The following is an 18,691-nucleotide window of genomic DNA, read 5'->3' on the forward strand; positions in this document are numbered from 1 at the left end:
GGGCGCTGCAGTCGCGGATCGCGCGGCGAGACACACAAGGCCCGTTCACCTTGTCTCCCTCGAAGGAACTCCCATGTCGGAACCCCGCACCCTCACCCGCGCGCTCGCCGAGATTCTCGCGAAGCACGCTGATCACACGTTCGGCCTCATGGGCAACGGTAATGCCCACCTCATCGAATCACTCGCGAAAGAGGGCCTCCGCTACACGGCGGTCCGTCACGAGGCCGGAACCGTTGCTGCCGCTGACGCGTACACGCGCGTGAGCGGCAAGCTCGCCATCGCCACCACCACCTACGGGGCCGGGTTCACGAACCTCGCCACGGCGCTGGCTGAGGCGACCCGCGCCCGGACGCCCATGCTCGTCGTCGTGGGTGAAGCGCCGAGTACCGGCGTGCGCCAGTGGGACGTTGATCAGGAGATGCTCGCTGCGGCGCTCGGCGTGCGCACCCATATCCTCTCGGTCGCGAACATCGAGCGCACGGTCGAGCGCGCGGTCTCGTATGCGCAGCGGCTGCGCTGCCCCGTCGTGATCGGCATCCCCTACGATCTCGTGAAGGCCGAGGCCGTTGAGCCGAGCCCCAAGGCGACACCGGCCGGGGGCATCGACCTCAACGATCCCGCGGTGATCGCCGCGCTCAGCGCCTCCGTGGCCGAGACGGTCGCCCCGGCAGCGCCTGCGCCCGCCCCGCGCAGGATCGTCGCCCCCTCGGCGCATCAGCTCGAGTCCGCGGCGTTCGCCCTGCTCGAGGCCGAACGGCCGCTGATCCTTGCGGGTCGCGGCGCCCACATCGCAGGGGCCGCCTCAGAGCTCGGCCGCATCGCAGAAACCCTCGGTGCGCTCACCTCGACGACGGCGCTCGCGCGCAACATCTTCCCCGATGATCGCTACGATCTCGGCATTACGGGCGGGTTCGGGCAGGAGGCCGCGATGGCCGTCGTGCACGAGGCCGACACGGTGCTCGTCGTCGGCGCGAGCCTCAACCAGTTCACGATGCGCTTCGGCGAGTTGTTCGGACCGGGCACGGAGGTGATCCGGATCGATGGGGAGCAGGTGGCCGCGCCGGAGACGGTCGCCCCGATCTCGCACATTCTGCTCCAGGGCGACGCCCGCGAGACCCTTGCGGCGCTGTCCGACGCCCTCGAGGCCGCTGGCGCCCAGTCGAGCGGCTGGCGCGATCGCGTCGAGGGTCTCGAACCGGGCGGTGCGCTCCGCGTCCGCGACACCGGTCTCACCGTGCACCCGCAGGGTATCTGCGCGGACGGCCGGCTCGATCCGCGCGCGGTCGCGGCGAAGATCGGCGGCCTCCTCCCCGAGGATCACCACATCACGACCGACGGCGGCCACTTCCTCGGCTGGGCGAACATGTACTGGCCCGTCGCGTCGCCCGAGCGCATGATCATGGTGGGCACCGCATACCAGACCATCGGCCTGGGCTTCCCGACCGTGGCCGGCGTCGCCGCCGCCGCCCCCGGCACGACGACGGTTCTCAGCACCGGCGACGGTGGCGCGCTGATGGCGCTGCCCGATCTCGAGACCGCGATCCGCACCTCGCGCAGCGGCCTCGTCGTCGTCTGGAATGACGCGGCATACGGCGCCGAGGTCCACCTCTACGGTGAGATGGGCCTTGACGAGACCCCCATGCTGATCCCCGAGGTCGACTTCGCCGCGATCGCCACGGCAATGGGGGCCACGGGCATCAAGGTGACCTCGCTCGACGATCTCGACGCCCTGGCCGAGTGGCGCGATTCCGGCGCGAACGGCACGCTCGTGCTTGACTGCCGGATCTCGCGCAGCGTCGTCGCGCCCTACCAGCTGGAGATCCAGCGTGCGAACGGGCTGCACGTCCCCGGGGATCCGGAGCCGGAGTCCGTTGCTGCGGCCGTTGACGCCGAGGCCGAAGCCGACGCTGCGGCGGCCGACCGGGTCACCGAGGCGCCCGAGGCCACCGAGTAGCCCCTCACCCGTCGCCGCGAGCGGCAGCGCCGCGCACGGGCGCGCCCTCCCGGCGACGCAGCACGAGGAATATCGCTGACGCGACGAACGGGAACGCGAGCAGAACCACGAGCCACAGGGCAAACTCCATACCCGTGTACCGTTCCCGCTTGCGCACCAGGAACACGAGGGCGGTGATGAGGAGCGCGAGGCCGAGCAGGGCAATCGCAGCGAACACGAGATCGTAGGCGAGCGGAAACTCAGGTGACGACGACATCGGTCCTCCTCAGTGACGGCAGTCCGGCCTGCCAGAACGCGATTCCGGCTCCATTCAAGGCGCAGTCGCTGCGTCGCGCAAGGCCTCCGGTGGCATTCGTATCGCGCGCGGGGGCTCGCGTCGCTCGAGCCCCGCGACGAGACGCCCGAATGCGGCGAGAGAGGCGGCGGGATCCGCGCCGTCCCTTACGACGGCGATCGCCGATTCCCGGATCGCCCCGACGAGCAGCCGCGCCGTCGATGCGGCGTCGAGTCCGGGGTCGATGAGTCCTGCCGCGCTCGCCGCGGCGAGTTCGTCACGGATCATGAGCGCGCTCGCGCCGGAACCGATACCGCGTGCGGCGCCGTCGACGATGAGGGCCGGCCCGGACACGTTGAAGAAGTGCCCGATCCGCGCGTCGCCCGCGAGCTCGAGCATGGCCTCGGCGTGCGCGACGATGCTGTCTCTCCAGTCGGTGGCGAGCGCAGCGGCGGAGCTGGTGCGCGCGATGAGGTCGCGCGCGAGTTCCGCGTAGGCCCCGCTGAGCAGTTCGTCGCGGCCGTCGGGGAAGTGCGCGTAGATCGTGCCGCGGGAGATCCCCGATGCGGCGGAGACCCGGTCGATCGTGAGGTCTGCGTCGCCGAATTCCCCGATCACCTGGAGGGTTGCGGCAACGAGGTCCTCGCGGGTGCGTCTGCGGCGGCGCTCGCGAGGGGTTTCGGGCCGCGCCTCTCCCCCTGCCGCTCGGGGCGCAGCGGCCGCGCCAGCCGCGCCAGCCGCGCCGACGGGGAGGGACGATGCGCGGGACTCTTCCATGCCCCGAGTCTAGAAGACGCGCTCAGCTCTTGTGAACTCGAGATATGGTTTCTATACTCCGAGTACAGAGTTTGCGTCGCGGCCGCTCGGCCGCCCCATCGAGGAGACCCGTATGAGCAGCGAGAGCACGGCCCCGCAGGATCCCGCCGGGCCGCAGGATCCCGCCGAGCCGCACGATCACGCCGAGCCGATCGCTCGCGAGGCGATCGCAGCGTTCGGGCTCGATGCCTCGGCGCCGCTCCGCCTCCTGAAGCGGCGCGAGAACCACGTCTACGCCTTCTCTTCCCACGGCGAGGAGTACGTCGTCCGCGTGCACCGCCGCGGCTACCACTCCGACGCGGAACTCGCCTGCGAACTGGACTTCGTGCGGGCACTCCACGCCGCGGGCGTGTCCGTGCCCGATTTTCGTACCGCGCCAGATGGCCGCGGCTTCGTGGTCGTCGACTCCGGGGACGCCGCGCTTCCCGGCCCGCACCAGGTCGACGTGCAGCGCCTCATCGAGAATCGGGGTGGCTTCGGCGATGAGCGCGCAGCGGTCGACGGCTCAGCGGGGATCGAGCCTCACGACTTCCGTGCGCTCGGCTCGCTCATCGCCCAGGTGCACGACGCGACCGAGCGCTCCGGCTACACGATGGCGGTGCCGCGCGACGACTGGGATCTCGACGGCCTCGTCGGCGAGGAGCCCGCCTGGGGCGATCCGCTCAGGATCGCGGAGCTCGCCGGAGGCGACCGGGCGGCCGTGATCGCCGCGATCGCCCGGATCCGGCACACGCTCGGCGCCTACGGCACGCCTGCCGGTCGTTTCGGCCCGATCCACGCGGACCTCACCCCCGAGAACGTCCTCCGCACGGATCGCGGGCTCGTGCTCATCGACTTCGACGATTTCGCCGCAGGCTGGCACCTCTTCGACCTCGCGACGGCGCTCTACTTCTTCACCCCGCACCCCAGGCACGACGAGTATCGGGCGGCGCTGTTCGCGGGGTACGAGGCGATCCGCCCGCTCGATCCGGCCGATCACGCGGCCTTCCCCGCGATGCTGCTCGCGCGCGGCCTCACCTACCTGGGCTGGTCGGCCGACCGCCGCGGCGAGCCGACGGCGGAGTGGCACGCAACCACGGTACTCCCCCACGTGGTGCGTCTGTCCCGCGAGCTTCTCGGCGGGCCGCCGCACCCCTGAGCCGGCCGCGATCGCTGCGCCGCATCACCGCACCACCGCATCTCCGTGCCACATCCGCACCCCGATCCCCCAGAACTCAACTCCCGAACAGGAGCGCAACCATGACCGCCAACGCAGCTCTCAAGGCCCGCCGCGACCGCACGATCGGTCCATACTCCCCGCTCTTCTACGACGAACCGCTCCAGTTCGTACGCGGCTCGGGCGTCTGGCTGGAGGAGGCCAACGGCGAGCGGTATCTCGACGGCTACAACAACGTGCCCCACGTCGGCCACGCGAACGGCCGCGTCGTCGCCGCGCTCGCCGAGCAGGCCGCGACGCTCAACATCCACACCCGCTATCTCAACGAGCGGGTCGTCGACTACTCGGAGCGGCTGCTCAGCACGTTCGCGCCGCGTCTTGACCGGATCCTGTTCGGCAACTCGGGCTCGGAGGCGAACGAGCTCGCGCTCCGGATCGCCCGCCAGCTCACGGGGAGCACGGGCGTCATCGTTTCCGACTACAGCTACCACGGCACCACGATCACGCTCGCGGAGCTGACCACGGGCCTCAGGACGCGGGAACCGCTCGGCCCGCACGTGCGGACGCTCCGGATCCCCGATCTGGATCGCGATCAGCGTCCGGAGGCGGAGGTGCTCGCGGAGACGCTCGCCGAGCTCGACGCGGCGATCGCCTCGCTGCTGGATGAGGGATACGGCGTCTCGGCCAGCCTGTTCGACCCGCTGTTCTCAACCGAGGGAATGCCCCGGGTGCCTGAGGGTCTGGTCGCGGGGATCGTCGAGCGGGTCCGTCGTGCTGGCGGCCTGGTCATCGCCGACGAGGTGCAGAGCGGTTTCGGTCGCACGGGCGGATGGATGTGGGGCCACGATTTCGCCGGCATGACCCCGGACCTCGTGACGATGGGCAAGCCGATGGGCAACGGCCATCCGATGTCCGCCGTGGTCACGAGCGAGGCGATCCTCGACGAGTTCGGATCCCGCAACGAGTTCTTCAACACTTTCGCGGGGAACCCCGTCTCCGCCGCGGTCGGCGAGGCCGTGCTCCTCGAAATGGAGGCGGAGGGGCTCATGGACCGGGCGAAACGGCTCGGCGCCGAAGCGCGCGCCGAGTTCGATCGCCTCGCGGCAACGCACGACTTCGTGCGCGCGGCGAAGGGGACCGGCCTGTTCCTGGGACTCGACTTCGCCGTGGACGGCGTACCGGCCCCGGAACTCGCGAAGCGGGTGGTCGAGGGAATGAAGGCCAGGAACGTGCTCATCTCCCGGATCGGGCGCGACGAGAGCGTGCTCAAGGTGCGCCCGCCGCTCGCGTTCGGCGAGGCCGAGCTTCCGATCCTTCTCGGAGCGCTCACCGACTCGCTTTCCGATATCTAGTGTTATCCTGCCCGTGAGCGCGCCGCTCCGCTCCGGCGGCCCGCGGCCAGCGGCCCGAGCAGCGACTCGGCGGCCGCGCATGATCGACGACGAGGTGATCGAAAAATGGTGTCAGCAATACAGCCGGCGCATCGTCCCGGACTCTCCGGCGTCCGCGCCGGCAGCCTGAGCGAGTTCCGTAGCCTCGCATCATCCTCCTTCGTCCCGCTCGCGATCTCCGCGGAGCAGTCGCTTCCGTTTTCCGGCCGGATGACCTCCGCGGACGCCGACGACATCGTCTTCACCGAGGTCGCGGCTCACGCCCACCTCGTGGAGCGCACGCCCGAGACCATCGCGGCGGGCGGCAGCGGTTTCTACAAGGTGAGCCTGATGCTCGCCGGCCGATCGATCCTCGTACAGGACGGGCGCGAGGTCGTGCTGAACCCCGGAGACATGTCGGTCTACGACACCTCACGGCCCTACTCCCTCATCTTCGAGGAGGAGTTCCGGAACCTCATCATGATGTTCCCGAAGGATCGACTCGAGCTCCCGATCCCCTTCACGGAGCAGCTCACTGCGGTGTCCCTCGGCGCCGAGCATCCGGCGCTCGCCCCCGTGGTGAAGGCGTTCCTGTCGCAGTTCCCCGCCCAGCTCGCGACGCTCGAGGGGCGCGTGCGCGACAAGATCGCCCACACGAGCCTCGACCTGATGGGGACCCTGTTCTCGAGCATCCTCGACGCGGATCCCGCCGCGCGCGACCCCCACCAGGTTCTCCTCCAGAAGATCACCCGCTACATCGACGCGAACCTCGCCTCTCCCGACCTCTCACCCGGCAGCATCGCGCAGGCGCACTACATCTCGACCAGGCACCTGCACGCCCTCTTCCACCAGGCCGACACCACCGTTTCGACGTGGATCCGCGAGCGCCGCCTGGAGCGGTGCCGCAACGACCTCATCGATCCCGTCCTCGCCGACCGCACCGTCTCGGCGATCGCCGCCCGCTGGGGCTTCGCGGACGCGGCGCACTTCAGCCGCGTGTTCAAGGCCGCCTACGGCGTCTCGCCGAGCGAGCTGCGGCGCGCGTAGCCTCGGGGTCCACTCGGCAGCGCGGCCCGCGTAGCCTCGGGGTTCGCCTCGCAGCGCGGCCCGCGTCGCACCGGGGTCCGCTCGGCAGCGCGGCCCGCGTCGCACCGTCCTTCAGCCCGCCCGGCGGCCGGCTTCGCGCCGTGATTCCCCTCCCACGGCGCATCCCGCCGCGGCCCGTTGCTCCTCTGATTGGCGCTCGTTTCGAGCCCGGCAGAATCGCCTCCGCAACCTTCCCGTGACACTCCTTGACATCCCGGGCACGGGCATTGTCTGCCGCGGCAGGGCGTCCGCCCCACTGCTGCGCACGCGTGCTCGCCTCCCTACTCTGAAGCCAGTGGATCGAGCAGCGCGGCCCTTCCCCGGCGGCCGCGCCCCCAAACGCCCGATCCCTCCAGGACTGAAGCGACACGAAGGAGTGCAGCATCATGGCAAGCGAGACCGTCCGAGCCGGCGCCGATACGACGGCGGCAGATCCGAACGAGTGGCGGAGCTACGACGAGTTCGCGGCGGGAATCGATACGTTCCGCCTCCCGAACACCTCGCTCGCGGGGACCCGCCTGAGCCTCACCCTCGACGGCGGCTCCACCCTTGACCTGGCCTTCGGCGAGGGAACGGTCGAGTGGCGCGCCGCGGGCGACTTCGCCACCGACGGTCCCCTCAGCGATCCGTACGACGCGGTGCGCGTGCGCGACGACGTCGTGTTCGTCAACCTCCCGATCGAATCGCGCGAGCGCGAGGCGATCACGATCGTGTACTCGGAATCGACGCACCGCGCGCTCGTGAGCCGATCCGTCATCGGCGAGGAGGACACCGAGGGCGAGCCGCGCGTCAGCCAGACCTTCTGGGCTGGCGTCACCGACGCGGGCGAGCCGAGCGGCGAGGCCCCCGGGCCGTCCCGCGACCTGATCGGCAAGCGCAACCTCTACCGCTACAGCCCGTTCCACCTGTACGAGCACGTCTACGTCTCGAGCCAGCGCTACGCCTGGCAGTGCGTGCAGGGCGTGCAGCGCGGCCACGGCGACATGGACATGTCGACCGTGTGGAAGTTCGCCGACGGGCTGTATCTGTTCTGCTTCCGCGAGTTCCGGATCGCCGTCGCGAGCGTCTGGCTCCACGACCTCGGCTACCAGCTCATGACGACGGGGATCTTCCTCGGCCTCACGGGCGACGGCGCCGCCGAGCACTCCAGAGCCGGCGGGCACATCTACCCGATCGGCTCCGTCGAATACCCCGATGTGCAGCCGGTCTGATCCGGCAGCGCACCCCAGCTTCATCGAACAGCTCACACCCGAGAGGACACCCCAATGAAGAAACGCATGATCAGCGCCGCGGCGCTCACGGCCGTGGCGGCGCTCGCGCTGTCCGGCTGCGCCGGCGGCGACGGCGGAGGCGGATCCACGATCAAGATCGGCTCCGTCAACACCCTGAGCGGGCCGGCAACCTTCCCAGAGGCCTCGGCCGCGGCGAAGGCCGTGTTCGACCGCGTCAACGCCGACGGCGGCGTGAACGGTCACAAGATCGAGTACACGACGGTCGACGACAAGGGCGATCCCGCATCGGCCACCGCAGCGGCGCGGCAGCTCGTGGGCAGCGACGAAGTGGTCGCGCTCGTCGGCGGCGCCTCGCTCATCGAGTGCGAGATCAACAAGAACTACTACCAGCAGGAGAAGGTGCTCTCGGTCCCCGGGATCGGCGTCGACACCGGCTGCTTCGACTCCCCGAACATCGCGCCGGTCAACCTCGGCCCGTTCAACGACATGACGCTCACCCTCTACAACGGCTCCGAGAATCTCGGCCTCACCGACATCTGCGTGCTGCTCGAGATCGCGGGATCCACGAAGCCCGCGTACATGGCCGGGGTCGAGAAGTGGACCGAGCTGACCGGGAAGAAGCCGAAGATGGTCGACGATAGCCTCCCGTATGGCGGCTCGGACTACACGTCCTACATCGTCAAGGCGAAGAACGCGGGCTGCAAGGCGATCGCGGTCAACGGTATCGAGCCCGACGCGATCGGCCAGGTCAAGGCCGCGCAGGCCCAGGGCTGGGACGACGTCCACTTCCTCTTCCTCACGAGCACCTACAGCGAGAACTTCGCCTCCGCGCTCGAGTGGACGGGCGGCGGCGTCCACGTGCCCGCAGAGTTCTACCCGTTCACCGAGGACAACAAGATCAACGCCGACTGGAAGGCGCTGATGGAGAAGAACAAGGTCCCGCTCACCTCCTTCAGCCAGGGCGGCTACCTCGCCGCGACGAATTTCGTCGAGGTGCTGAAGGGAATGAAGGGCGACATCACCCGCGAGACCGTGTCGCAGGCACTGCAGAACATGAAGCCGATCGAGAACGATATGGTCGCGTTCCCTTACGAGTTCAAGAAGATCGCCGCGCAGGACTACCAGCCCGGCGGCTGGCCCATCGTGCTGAAGTCCGGTACGAAGGCCTGGTCCAAGTCCGCTGACGACTGGCTCGTCGCGAAGGGCTAGGAACCCGAATCCCCTCTCCCGGGTGCGGCGGCCCGATCGCCGCACCCGGGTTCTCGTCAGCGATTCTCGCGAAGAAGGAACCATGCTCTCCACTTCCCCGCCTCCACGCCCGCACGGGGTGACCCCGTGAGCGGCGGCGCGCTCCTCCAGGGCGCCCTCGCCGGGCTCGCCTCGGGCGGCCTCTACGCCGTCCTCGCCGTCACCCTCACGCTCATGTCGCGGCTGGTCCGCGTCGTCAACTTCGCGCAGGCCGCGACGGGCATGTTCGCGGCCTTCTCCGCGGTCTGGCTCGCCACGTCGCTCGGCCTCCCGATCTGGCTCGCCACGATCGCGGGTGTCGTGATCGGCGCGCTGCTCAACGGGATCATCGGCTGGGTCGCCGCGACCTGGCTGTCCGAGGCGTCCGTCACGCTTCGCTCGGCGATGACGGTCGCGCCGTTCCTCATGCTCATCTCGCTGTCGTTCATCCTGTTCGGCAACAAGCCGCAGCCGTTCGCGCCGATTCTCTCCGGTCCTGCGTTCACCGTCGCGGGAGTCGTGGTGAGCTGGGTGACGATCGTCATGGTCGCGCTCGCGATCCTCGTCGCCGTCGGGTGCGCCCTGATGCTGCGCCGCACCACGATCGGCACGAAGCTGCGCGCCCTGTCCGAGCGACCCACGACGGCAGAGCTCATCGGCATCGCAGCGAAACCGCTCTCGATCGGGGTGTGGGCCGCAACCGGGGCGATCTCCGCGATCACGGTCATGGTCATCGCGCCGTCGCAGTCGAACGACGCCATCAGCCTTTCCATGCTCATCATCCCCGCGTCCGCCGCGGCGCTCCTCGGCGGCTTCCGCAGGCTCGACCTCGCCGTTGTCGGCGGCCTCGTGCTCGGCATGATCTCCGGCGTCGTCGCCCAGATCCCGAGCCTGTCGTTCGTGCGGAACTTCATCCCCTTCCTGTTCATCGTCGTACTGCTGCTGTGGACGCAGCGGAAGGAGGTGTGGGATGCCGCTCGCTAATCGCCGGATCAGGGCGTTCCTGCCCGTCGTCGTCGCGATCGTGGGCGTCGTCGCGGTCTATTTGCTCAGCACGGGACTCTCCGGCTACTTCGTGTTCCTCGGCATCAGCGCCATCACCGCGATCATCGCCGTGATGGGGCTCGGCGTCGTCACCGGCTCCGCCGGCATCATCGCGCTCTCCCAGCTCACCTTCGCCGCGATCGGCGCGTGGGTGGTCGCGTGGATGAGCCTCAACCACGTGCCTGGCGGGTTTATCGTCTGGCTCCTCGCGGGCGGTCTCGCCGGCGGAATCGCTGGCATCCTGATCGGCCTCCCCGCGCTCCGGCTTCGGGGCGTCAACCTCGCGGTCGTGACGCTCGGCTTCGCCGCGGCGTTCGACGTGATGCTCGTGCAGATCCAGTTCCCCGGTGCCGTCGACGGAATCCCCGTCGACCGGCCGCAGGCGTTCTCGAGCGACCGGGACTACTTCTTCTTCGCCGGGATCGTGCTCGTGATCTGCGCGCTGATCGTCTCGTGGCTGCAGCGGAGCCGGATCGGCAGCAGTTGGAAGGCCGTCGCCTTCTCGGAGCGCGGCACCGCCGCGGTTGGCCAGAGCGTTTCGGCGGCGAAGCTGTCGGCGTTCGCGGTGAGCGCGGCGCTCGGGGGCATCTCGGGCGGCCTGCTGGCCGGCCAGGTGCAGCTCCCGTTCGCCTCCAGCTTCACGCCGCTGCAGTCGCTCGCGCTCTACATTCTGGCCGTGATGAGCGGCACCTATCTGATCGACATGGCGATCTTCGGCGGCCTGCTGTGGGTGATCGTGCCTGAGCTGCTGAAGCGCTGGGGCGTCCCCCAGGACTGGGGCTTCGTGGTCTTCGGTCTGCTCGGCATCCAGGCGATCACGAGCGGATCGAACCTCGGCGAGGGCATCCGCGGCCTGCTGCGGCGGCGCAGGAAGGCAGCCGCCGAGGGCCCCGTGACGGGCAAGCTCGTCGAGGACCCCGCGGCCGACGGCGGATCCGACCAGCCGATCCCCGGCACCTCCGTGCTCGATGTGTTCGCCGTGGCGGAGGCGGCCGAGCCGATTCCCGCGGGCGCTCCCCCGGTGCTCGAGGTGCGAGGACTCGGCGTCCAGTTCGGCCAGCTGAAAGCGCTCGACGACGTCTCGCTCACCGTGCCCCAGCGCTCGATCATGGGCCTGATCGGCCCGAACGGCGCCGGCAAGTCGACCTTCGTCGACGCGGTGAGCGGATTCCTGCCGCAGCACACGGGCAGCGTCGTGCTCGACGGCGCCGACATCAGCCGCACCTCGCCCGTGAAGCGGGCGAGACTCGGCCTGCGCCGCACCTTCCAGCAGGATCGCGTGCCGCCGCAGCTCACGGTCGAGGCATACGTCCGCTTCGTCGCGCGCAAGCGCCTCGACCACGACGAGCTCGCCGACGCGCTCGCGTTCCTCGGCTGCCCGCCGCCCGAGGAACTCCTCTCCACGGTCGACGTCGGTACGCGCCGCCTCATCGAGGTCGCGGCCGCGGTGCTCGCGGGGCCGCGCGTGCTGATCCTCGACGAGCCGGCCGCCGGCCTGTCGCACGAGGAGCACCTCGCCTTCGGGCACCGTCTCACCCGCATCCCGTCGCGCTTCGATACGGCGATCATCCTGATCGAGCACGATCTCGACCTCGTGCGGTCCGTCTGCACCGAGCTCACCGTGCTCGACTTCGGAAAGGTGCTCGCGCAGGGATCCAGCGCAGAGGTCCTCGAGAATCCGGCCGTGATCAAGGCCTACATGGGAGATGCGGAGATCAGCTCATGAGTGAATTGCAGTTGAGCGGCCTCACGGTGAGCCGCGGGGCCGGGCCCGTGATCTCGGACGTCGACCTCACGGTTCGGGGCGGCGAGATCCTCGCGCTCGTCGGCCCGAACGGCGCGGGCAAGACGAGCCTGCTCGAGTCGGTGTCGGGGGTGATCCCGCACTCCGGCGGCGACATCCTCGTCGACGGTGCGTCGATCGCGAAGCGCAGCCGCGTGCAGCGGGCGCGCTCCGGGATCGCCCACATCGAACAGGGGCGTGCCATCTTCCCGTCGCTCACCGTGCGAGAGAACCTCCTGCTCACGGCAAAGACCGAGGCTGCGCTGACGGAGATCCTCGGGGCCTTCCCCGAACTCGAGAAGCGGATCGACTCGCAGGCGGTGCTGCTCTCGGGCGGTGAGCAGCAGATGGTCGTGCTCGCGCGAGCCTTCGCCTCGCAGCCGCGCTTCCTGCTCATCGACGAGATGTCGCTCGGGCTCGCGCCCGTCGTGTTCATGCGGCTGCTGCCGCTGATCCAGCAGATCGCCGCCTCTGGCGTCGGCGTGCTCCTCGTTGAGCAGTTCACGCACCTCGCGCTCGGCGTCGCCGACGAGGCGATGGTCGTCGCGAGCGGGCACGTGAGCCACGCGCAGGGGCCTGCCGCGGCGCTCGCCGAGGATCCGGAGCTGCTTCGGCGGGCGTATCTCGGGGGCTGATCGGGGTTTCTCGCGGGTTTCTCGCGAACGAGGCGGGGGTGAGGCGATTGCCTCACCCCCGCGTCTTCGCGTTCGCCCGGCATTCCCTCGCGCACGAAGCCGAGCCTCACATCCCCGCGTGCTCGAACGCGAGCGTCGGCAGGTCGACGATGTGCGCGCCGCCGTCCGCCATGAGCACTGCGCCCGTGAGATACGAGGCCTCACCCGAGCCGAGGAAGCGCACGACCGAGGCGATCTCCTCGGATTCCGCCGCGCGGCCGAGCGGAACGTCGCGCGTCACCCGCCCGTACGCCTCATCGCGGTTCTCGAGCTCGGGCGCGTGCGCCATGAACTCGTCCATCTCCGCGTCGGCCATCGGCGTCCGCGTCCAGCCGGGGCACACCGCGTTCACGCGCACGCCGCGCTTCCCGTAGTCGCGCGCGAGCGAGCGTGTGAGGCCGATCAGGGCGTGCTTCGTCGTCGTGTACCCCGCGACCTTCGGCCCCGCGAACACGCCGGCGAGCGACGACACGATCACGATCGCCCCGCGGCTCTCGAGCAGCGCGGGCAGCGCCTCGCGCGCCATCACGAACGCCGTCGTGAGGTTCACGCGGATCGACGACTCCCACGACTCGTCGCTCGTCTCGCCCACGGGGTCGAAGCCGTGCCCGCCAGCGTTCGCGACGAGCACGTCGAGCCGACCGTACAGCGCGAGCGTCTCCGCGACGGCCGCGCGCGCCGACTCGCCATCCGCGGCATCCGCGACGATCGCGTGCCCGCCGACGTGCGAGGCGACCTCCTGGATCGGCCCGGGTCGCCGGCCAACGAGCACCACGCGGGCGCCCTCCTCGGCGAAGCGCGCCGCAACCGCGGCGCCGATCCCCGTCCCGCCGCCCGTGATGAGCACGACCTTGTCGCGCACGCTCCGATCCGGAAGCCCACGCGGGCCCGATCCCAACGACACCATGATTCCTCCTCCTGCCGGGCCCCTTCGCCCGTGCGCCGAACGCCTCGCCGCGCGCACGCGGCACACGCCCATCGTCGCCCGTCCCCGGCCTGATCGGCACATTCGATCCCGATCCGACAATGCGAGAGCGCGGACCGTCAACCCCTTCCCCCGGATCCGCTGCGATACTGACGATGGTGGCCCTCGCCCCCGGCGGGGCCGCGAACTGCTGGAGGACGGTTTCAATGACGCACACCCCCGATACGACGCACACGCACGGGAAGCGGGTCACGACCCCGCAGGATCCCACGCACCCCCTCGATCCGCTGACCGGCGAGGAGATCGCCGCGGCCCGCGCGATCCTCGCCGACGCGGGGCACTTCGCCGACGACACCCGGGTGCCGCGCATGCTCCCCGTCGACCCCGACAAGGCCGTGCTCGCGGCCTGGCAGCCGGGCGATGCGCTCGACCGCCGGATCCGCGTCACCCTCCTCGACCGCGACAGCGGCCGCACCTCCGAGGCGATCGTCTCGGTCACGCGCGGGGAAATCGACTCGTTCCGGGTGATCGCCACGACCGAGCCGCCCTACGGGCAGCCCCAGTACCTCTTCGAGGAGTACGCCGACGCCGCGGACATCGTCAAGGCCTCCGAGGAGTGGCAGGCCGCCATGACCCGCCGCGGCCTCGCCGAGCACATGGAGCTCGCCTTCTGCTCCCCGCTCGCCCCCGGCTTCTTCGGCCGCGAGGACGAGATCGGGCGCCGCATCATCCGCTCCCATACCTACCTGCGCTTCTCGGAGCAGGACAGCCCGTGGGCGCACCCGATCGAGGGCCTCGTCGTGCACGTCGATCTCACCGAGCGCCGCGTGATCCGGATCGACGACGAGGGCGACGTGCCCGTGCCCGAGCAGCACGGCAACTACGGCCTCGACGTGCAGGGCCCCGTCCGCACGACGCTCAAGCCCATCGAGATCACCCAGCCCGAAGGCCCCAGCTTCTCGGTCGACGGCAGCCTCGTGCAGTGGGAGAACTGGAAGTTCCGCGTCGGATTCACCCAGCAGGAAGGCCTGGTCATCAACCAGATCACCTTCCGCGACGGCGACGAAGACCGCAGCGTCGCGCACCGCGCGAGCGTGCCGGAGATGGTCGTCCCGTACGGCGACACCTCCATCAGCCGCTACTGGATCAGCTACTTCGACGCCGGCGAATACCTGCTCGGCAAGAACGCGAACTCGCTCGCCCTCGGCTGCGACTGCCTCGGCGTGATCCACTACTTCGACGCTTTCGTCCCCGACGACGAGGGCAACCCCGTCATGATCCCTCAGGCGATCTGCATGCACGAGGAGGACTACGGGATCCTCTGGAAGCACACCGACCTCGACGGCCACGCCGAGACGCGGCGCAGCCGCCGCCTCGTCGTCAGCTACTTCGCCACGATCGGCAACTACGATTACGGCTTCTTCTGGTACTTCTACCTCGACGGCTCGATCCAGGTCGAGGCAAAAGCCACGGGCATCGTGTTCGCGGGCGCGGGGATCCCGGGCAGCGACAACCCGCACGCCCCCGAGATCGCGCCCGGCATCTTCACGCCCGTGCACCAGCACCTGTTCTGCGCGCGGATCGACGCCGCAATCGACGGCGAAGACAACACGCTGCACGAGATCGACGCGGTCGGGATCCCGATCGGCCCCGACAACCCGTACGGCAATGCGTTCACCTGGTCCGACACGCAGCTCAAGAGCGAGCAGGAGGCGCAGCGGATCGCGAACGGCCTCGTCGGCCGCGTCTGGGAGGTGCGCTCGGCTCACCGCACAAACTACGTCGGCAAGCCGACCTCGTACTGGCTGATCCCCGAGGGGAAAGCGCTGCTCGCGGCGCAGCCGGAATCGACCGTGTACGGGCGCGCCAACTTCGCCACGAAGCACCTCTGGGGCACCCGGTACGACGCCGAGGAAATGTACCCGGCAGGCTTTTACCCCAACGCCCACGCGCCCGGCGCCGGACTCCCCGAGTGGACCGCCCAGGACCGCAGCCTCGACGGCGAAGACATCGTGCTGTGGCACGTGTTCGGGCCGACGCACATCCCCCGCACCGAGGACTGGCCGATCATGCCCGTCGACTACTCCGGCTTCTGGTTCAAGCCCCACGGCTTCCTCGACGAGAACCCCGCCATGAACCTCCCCGAGGACGCGCGCGCCGGCGGCGGCGCCTGCGGGATGGGCGACGGCGATGCGGGCGGCGTCGGTGGCGGCGTCGCCGGTACGGGCGCGGGCGGGGTCGCGGGTGCGGCGGCGGCCGGGTCCGCGGGATGCTGCGCCTCCGGGAACTGCGGGTGCTGCGCGGGCGACACCTGCCGCTGCAGCGGCGCCAACTGCGCCTGCGGGAAGTAGCGCCCACCGTGCGCGCCGGACGGGCCGCTGCCGCTCGGAGTGTGCCGCCGCTGCGGTTCCTGGCCGCGACCGGATTCCCAACGCGACGGATCGATCCGGGGTTCGCGATCCTGGGTTCGCGATCCGGGTCTCCGGTCCGGGGTCCCCGATCCTGCGTTCGCGATCCTGGTTCCCGATCCGGGGTCTCCGATCAGGACTGCCGATCCTGGGTTCGCGATCCTCGCTCCCGGTCCGCGGTCTCCGATCCGGGCCGCCGATCCAGCATTCGCGATCCTGGCTCCCGGTCCGGGTCTCCGATCCGGGCTGCCGATCCTGGGTCTCCGATCCGGGCTGCCGATCCTGGGTCCCCGATCCTGGTTCCCGATCTCGGCTCCCGGTCCTGGGCTCCTTGATCTGACTTGCCGATTCGAAATCCCCATCCGAAATCCCTGATCCGTTTGGAGTCAAAGATGACCGAAACACCCGATCTCATCCTCACCGGCGGCCGCGTGTACACGGTCGACCCCGCGTTGCCGGAAGCCGAGGCGATCGCGATCGCCGAGGGCCGGATCGCAGCCGTCGGCTCCTCCGCGGAGATCCTCGCACTCGCGGGGCCCGACACCGAGGTGCGCGACCTCAACGGCGCCTTCGTGATGCCAGGACTCATCGACGTCCACAACCACCATCTCCTCGCCGGCAAGGAGGAACTCTTCGAACTCCGCATTCCGATCGGCGCGCACCTCGACACGATCCTCGAAGCGGTGCGGGCGCACGCCGCTGCTCTGCCCTCGGATGCTTGGGTGGTCGGCGGCCCCTGGATGAGCGACCGGCTCGGCGAAATCAACACCGTTGCGGCGCTGCAGGGTCTCGATGACGCCGCCGGCGGGCGCCCCGTGATGCTGTCAGACGACTCCCACCACAACCGCTGGGTGAACTCGCGAGCCATGGAACTCGCTGGCGTTTCCGCCGGTCAGCACGGTGTCGTGCTCGACTCGGAGGGGCGGGCAACGGGCGTTCTCCTCGAGGCAGCAGGCCTCCCCGTCGCCCGCGCGCAGGAGGCTGCGGGCGGGCTCACCCCCGAGCAGACCCGCGCCGCCTCCCAACGCGGCGTCGAGATCCTGAACTCGTTCGGCGTCACAGCGTTCCAGGACGCCGGCGTCTCCACCCACATTCTCGAGGCCCTGCAGTCACTCGACGAGGCCGGCGAACTCAACGCCTGGGTCGTGAGCTCCCTCCTGATCAACGATGAAATCTTCGGCTACCCGGCGATCGGCAACGACCTCGTCTTCGACGGCGAGCGCTTCCGCACCGAACACCACCGGCCCGACTTCGTGAAGATCTTCCTCGACGGCGTCCCGCCCACTCGCACCGGCGCGTTCCTCGAGCCGTACCTTCCCGACGACACGCACGGCGCCCACCACCACGGAAATACCCTGCTCAAACCGGAGGAGCTCACCGACTGGCTGCGCAGGGTCGCCGCGGTCGGCCTGTCCGCGAAGGTGCACTGCACCGGCGACGCCTCCGTGCACGAGGTACTCAACGCGGTCGAAACGCTGCGCGACGAGGGGATCACCTCGACGCGCTACCAGGTGGCGCACGGCCAGTTCGTGCACCCCGACGACATCGAGCGCTTCGGCCCGCTCGGCGTCTCAGCCGACATCTCCCCGTTCATCTGGGTCCCCGGCCCGATCGTGGAGGCGATCCGGCAGGTGCTCCCGCGCGAGCGCGCCGATCGCATGCAGCCGAACCGCTCCCTCATCGACGCCGGAGCGAACGTCGCGGGCGGATCCGACTGGCCCGTCTCCCCCTCACCGAACGCGTGGGAGGGCATCCACGGCCTCGTCACCCGGCAGGACCCGAGCGGACAGTACCCCGGCGAACTGTGGCCCGAGGAGGCGATCACCCTCGACGAGGCCATCGCCGCATTCACGATCTGCGCGGCCGAGGCGATGGGACTCGCCGACGAGGTCGGATCGCTCTCGGCCGGCAAGTCCGCCGACTTCGTGATCCTGGACCGCGATCCCTTCGCGCACCCCGCGACGGAACTCGTGCACACCACGGTCGACGAGACCTGGTTCGCGGGACGACGCGTGTACGCGCGGGGCAGGTAGGTGGCCCGGGAAGCGAAGACGGTGGCGTCGCCCAAGTTGATCGCCCCTCCCGCCGGCCTCGTCGGCCCCGCTGACTTCGCCGGCCCCGCCGACCTCGCCGGCCCGGCCGACCTCGTCCGCCCGGCCGGCCCGGCCGACCACACCAGACCCGCCGTTCCGTTCCGAAACGTTGCTCACTGATTCGAGGAGGAATCATGCACAAACTCCTGGTCCTCTACCCGGAGCCCACCGATCGCGCCGCCTTCGAGGAGTACTACCGCGGCACCCACCTCCCCCTGTGCCAGCAGTTGCCGGGGGTCCGATCTATCTCGATCGCACTCGGCATCTGCGAACCCGGGGCCGGACCCTACTTCGCCATATTCGAGGCGACCTTCGACACTGAGGCGGACTGCCACGCCGCTCTGGCCTCCCCCGAGGGGCGTGCCGTCGAAGCGGACGTCCCCAACTACGCCACGGGTGGCGCAACCGTGATCGACTACACGCTCGAACCGCACGCCCTGTAGTTTCGCGCGCGGGCCTGCCGGTATTGCGGTCTTGGAACCGGGCGCTGCGGCGTCGGTCGGTTCCCTGGCCCCGGATCCCGCGCGCCCCGGTTCGTAAAATAAGCAATGTGCGTTAAATAAGCCGATAATCGCGCATTCGTACTTATTTAACGCACATTGCTTATGTATTGAACGGGTTGGGGGGTGGCGAGCGGCGGGAGGCGCGG

Annotated in this window: 15 protein-coding genes; 12 read left to right on the forward strand and 3 right to left on the reverse strand. The window is 69.8% G+C overall.

Features of this window, described 5'->3' with window-relative positions; all coding sequences use genetic code 11:
* Positions 1-73 precede the first annotated feature (73 nt).
* The gene (locus tag JD292_RS10440; RefSeq protein WP_200132694.1) at positions 74-1,954 is read left to right on the forward strand and encodes a thiamine pyrophosphate-binding protein; all 1,881 of its coding nucleotides are present in this window, start codon (positions 74-76) and stop codon (positions 1,952-1,954) included.
* Positions 1,955-1,958: 4 nt separating this feature from the next.
* Here the strand turns inward: JD292_RS10440 and JD292_RS10445 are convergent, their stop codons facing one another.
* Positions 1,959-2,210, reverse strand: coding sequence for a PLDc N-terminal domain-containing protein (locus tag JD292_RS10445; RefSeq protein WP_200132695.1), 252 nt, complete (start codon positions 2,208-2,210; stop codon positions 1,959-1,961).
* A gap of 54 nt (positions 2,211-2,264) precedes the next feature.
* Positions 2,265-3,005, reverse strand: a complete 741-nt coding sequence (locus JD292_RS10450) for a TetR/AcrR family transcriptional regulator (RefSeq protein WP_200132696.1) — start codon at positions 3,003-3,005, stop codon at positions 2,265-2,267.
* A gap of 112 nt (positions 3,006-3,117) precedes the next feature.
* Between JD292_RS10450 and JD292_RS10455 the strand changes: the two genes are divergently transcribed.
* The 8 genes from JD292_RS10455 to JD292_RS10490 all read left to right on the forward strand — a co-directional run bounded on the left by JD292_RS10455 (position 3,118) and on the right by JD292_RS10490 (position 12,577).
* On the forward strand, positions 3,118-4,182 hold the full coding sequence (locus JD292_RS10455) for a phosphotransferase enzyme family protein (RefSeq protein ID WP_200132697.1): 1,065 nt from the start codon (positions 3,118-3,120) through the stop codon (positions 4,180-4,182).
* A 101-nt stretch (positions 4,183-4,283) separates the two neighbouring features.
* Positions 4,284-5,552 (forward strand): aspartate aminotransferase family protein, encoded by a 1,269-nt coding sequence (locus JD292_RS10460; RefSeq protein WP_200132698.1) that lies wholly within the window; start codon positions 4,284-4,286, stop codon positions 5,550-5,552.
* A 105-nt stretch (positions 5,553-5,657) separates the two neighbouring features.
* Entirely contained in the window at positions 5,658-6,617 is a 960-nt protein-coding gene (locus tag JD292_RS10465) for an AraC-like ligand-binding domain-containing protein (protein ID WP_200132699.1), read from the forward strand.
* Positions 6,618-7,042: 425 nt separating this feature from the next.
* The gene (locus JD292_RS10470) at positions 7,043-7,867 is read left to right on the forward strand and encodes a MoaF C-terminal domain-containing protein (RefSeq protein WP_200132700.1); all 825 of its coding nucleotides are present in this window, start codon (positions 7,043-7,045) and stop codon (positions 7,865-7,867) included.
* A gap of 54 nt (positions 7,868-7,921) precedes the next feature.
* The gene (locus JD292_RS10475; RefSeq protein WP_200132701.1) at positions 7,922-9,097 is read left to right on the forward strand and encodes an ABC transporter substrate-binding protein; all 1,176 of its coding nucleotides are present in this window, start codon (positions 7,922-7,924) and stop codon (positions 9,095-9,097) included.
* 126 nt (positions 9,098-9,223) lie between these two features.
* On the forward strand, positions 9,224-10,099 hold the full coding sequence (locus JD292_RS10480; protein WP_200132702.1) for a branched-chain amino acid ABC transporter permease: 876 nt from the start codon (positions 9,224-9,226) through the stop codon (positions 10,097-10,099).
* The gene (locus tag JD292_RS10485; RefSeq protein WP_200132703.1) at positions 10,086-11,885 is read left to right on the forward strand and encodes a branched-chain amino acid ABC transporter ATP-binding protein/permease; all 1,800 of its coding nucleotides are present in this window, start codon (positions 10,086-10,088) and stop codon (positions 11,883-11,885) included. The genes JD292_RS10480 and JD292_RS10485 overlap by 14 nt, the downstream gene beginning before the upstream one ends.
* Positions 11,882-12,577, forward strand: coding sequence for an ABC transporter ATP-binding protein (locus JD292_RS10490; RefSeq protein ID WP_200132704.1), 696 nt, complete (start codon positions 11,882-11,884; stop codon positions 12,575-12,577). The genes JD292_RS10485 and JD292_RS10490 overlap by 4 nt, the downstream gene beginning before the upstream one ends.
* A gap of 106 nt (positions 12,578-12,683) precedes the next feature.
* Here JD292_RS10490 and JD292_RS10495 read toward each other — a convergent pair whose 3' ends face one another.
* The gene (locus JD292_RS10495) at positions 12,684-13,523 is read right to left on the reverse strand and encodes an SDR family NAD(P)-dependent oxidoreductase (RefSeq protein ID WP_200132705.1); all 840 of its coding nucleotides are present in this window, start codon (positions 13,521-13,523) and stop codon (positions 12,684-12,686) included.
* Positions 13,524-13,747: 224 nt separating this feature from the next.
* Between JD292_RS10495 and JD292_RS10500 the strand changes: the two genes are divergently transcribed.
* From JD292_RS10500 to JD292_RS10510, 3 genes are all read left to right on the forward strand, one after another.
* Positions 13,748-15,892, forward strand: a complete 2,145-nt coding sequence (locus JD292_RS10500; RefSeq protein WP_200132706.1) for a primary-amine oxidase — start codon at positions 13,748-13,750, stop codon at positions 15,890-15,892.
* A 449-nt stretch (positions 15,893-16,341) separates the two neighbouring features.
* Positions 16,342-17,982 carry an amidohydrolase gene (locus JD292_RS10505; RefSeq protein WP_200132707.1) on the forward strand — a complete coding sequence of 547 codons (1,641 nt, stop codon included), beginning with the start codon at positions 16,342-16,344 and terminating at the stop codon, positions 17,980-17,982.
* 194 nt (positions 17,983-18,176) lie between these two features.
* A complete protein-coding gene (locus JD292_RS10510) occupies positions 18,177-18,485 on the forward strand; it encodes an EthD family reductase (RefSeq protein ID WP_200132708.1) in 309 nt (102 codons plus the stop codon).
* Positions 18,486-18,691 lie beyond the last annotated feature (206 nt).

The sequence above is a fragment of the Leucobacter edaphi genome (assembly GCF_016522535.1).
In the GTDB taxonomy this organism is placed as follows: Bacteria; Actinomycetota; Actinomycetes; order Actinomycetales; family Microbacteriaceae; genus Leucobacter; species Leucobacter edaphi.

Bases quoted from the DNA above. Each gene is read 5' to 3' on its own strand.
- JD292_RS10475 (WP_200132701.1), top strand. From the start codon at position 7,922: ATGAAGAAACGCATGATCAGCGCCGCGGCGCTCACGGCCGTGGCGGCG.
- JD292_RS10455 (WP_200132697.1), top strand. From the start codon at position 3,118: ATGAGCAGCGAGAGCACGGCCCCGCAGGATCCCGCCGGGCCGCAGGAT.
- JD292_RS10490 (WP_200132704.1), top strand. From the start codon at position 11,882: ATGAGTGAATTGCAGTTGAGCGGCCTCACGGTGAGCCGCGGGGCCGGG.
- JD292_RS10500 (WP_200132706.1), top strand. From the start codon at position 13,748: ATGACGCACACCCCCGATACGACGCACACGCACGGGAAGCGGGTCACG.
- JD292_RS10505 (WP_200132707.1), top strand. From the start codon at position 16,342: ATGACCGAAACACCCGATCTCATCCTCACCGGCGGCCGCGTGTACACG.
- JD292_RS10440 (WP_200132694.1), top strand. From the start codon at position 74: ATGTCGGAACCCCGCACCCTCACCCGCGCGCTCGCCGAGATTCTCGCG.
- JD292_RS10485 (WP_200132703.1), top strand. From the start codon at position 10,086: ATGCCGCTCGCTAATCGCCGGATCAGGGCGTTCCTGCCCGTCGTCGTC.
- JD292_RS10510 (WP_200132708.1), top strand. From the start codon at position 18,177: ATGCACAAACTCCTGGTCCTCTACCCGGAGCCCACCGATCGCGCCGCC.
- JD292_RS10460 (WP_200132698.1), top strand. From the start codon at position 4,284: ATGACCGCCAACGCAGCTCTCAAGGCCCGCCGCGACCGCACGATCGGT.
- JD292_RS10470 (WP_200132700.1), top strand. From the start codon at position 7,043: ATGGCAAGCGAGACCGTCCGAGCCGGCGCCGATACGACGGCGGCAGAT.
- JD292_RS10465 (WP_200132699.1), top strand. From the start codon at position 5,658: ATGGTGTCAGCAATACAGCCGGCGCATCGTCCCGGACTCTCCGGCGTC.
- JD292_RS10495 (WP_200132705.1), bottom strand. From the start codon at position 13,523: ATGGTGTCGTTGGGATCGGGCCCGCGTGGGCTTCCGGATCGGAGCGTG.
- JD292_RS10450 (WP_200132696.1), bottom strand. From the start codon at position 3,005: ATGGAAGAGTCCCGCGCATCGTCCCTCCCCGTCGGCGCGGCTGGCGCG.
- JD292_RS10445 (WP_200132695.1), bottom strand. From the start codon at position 2,210: ATGTCGTCGTCACCTGAGTTTCCGCTCGCCTACGATCTCGTGTTCGCT.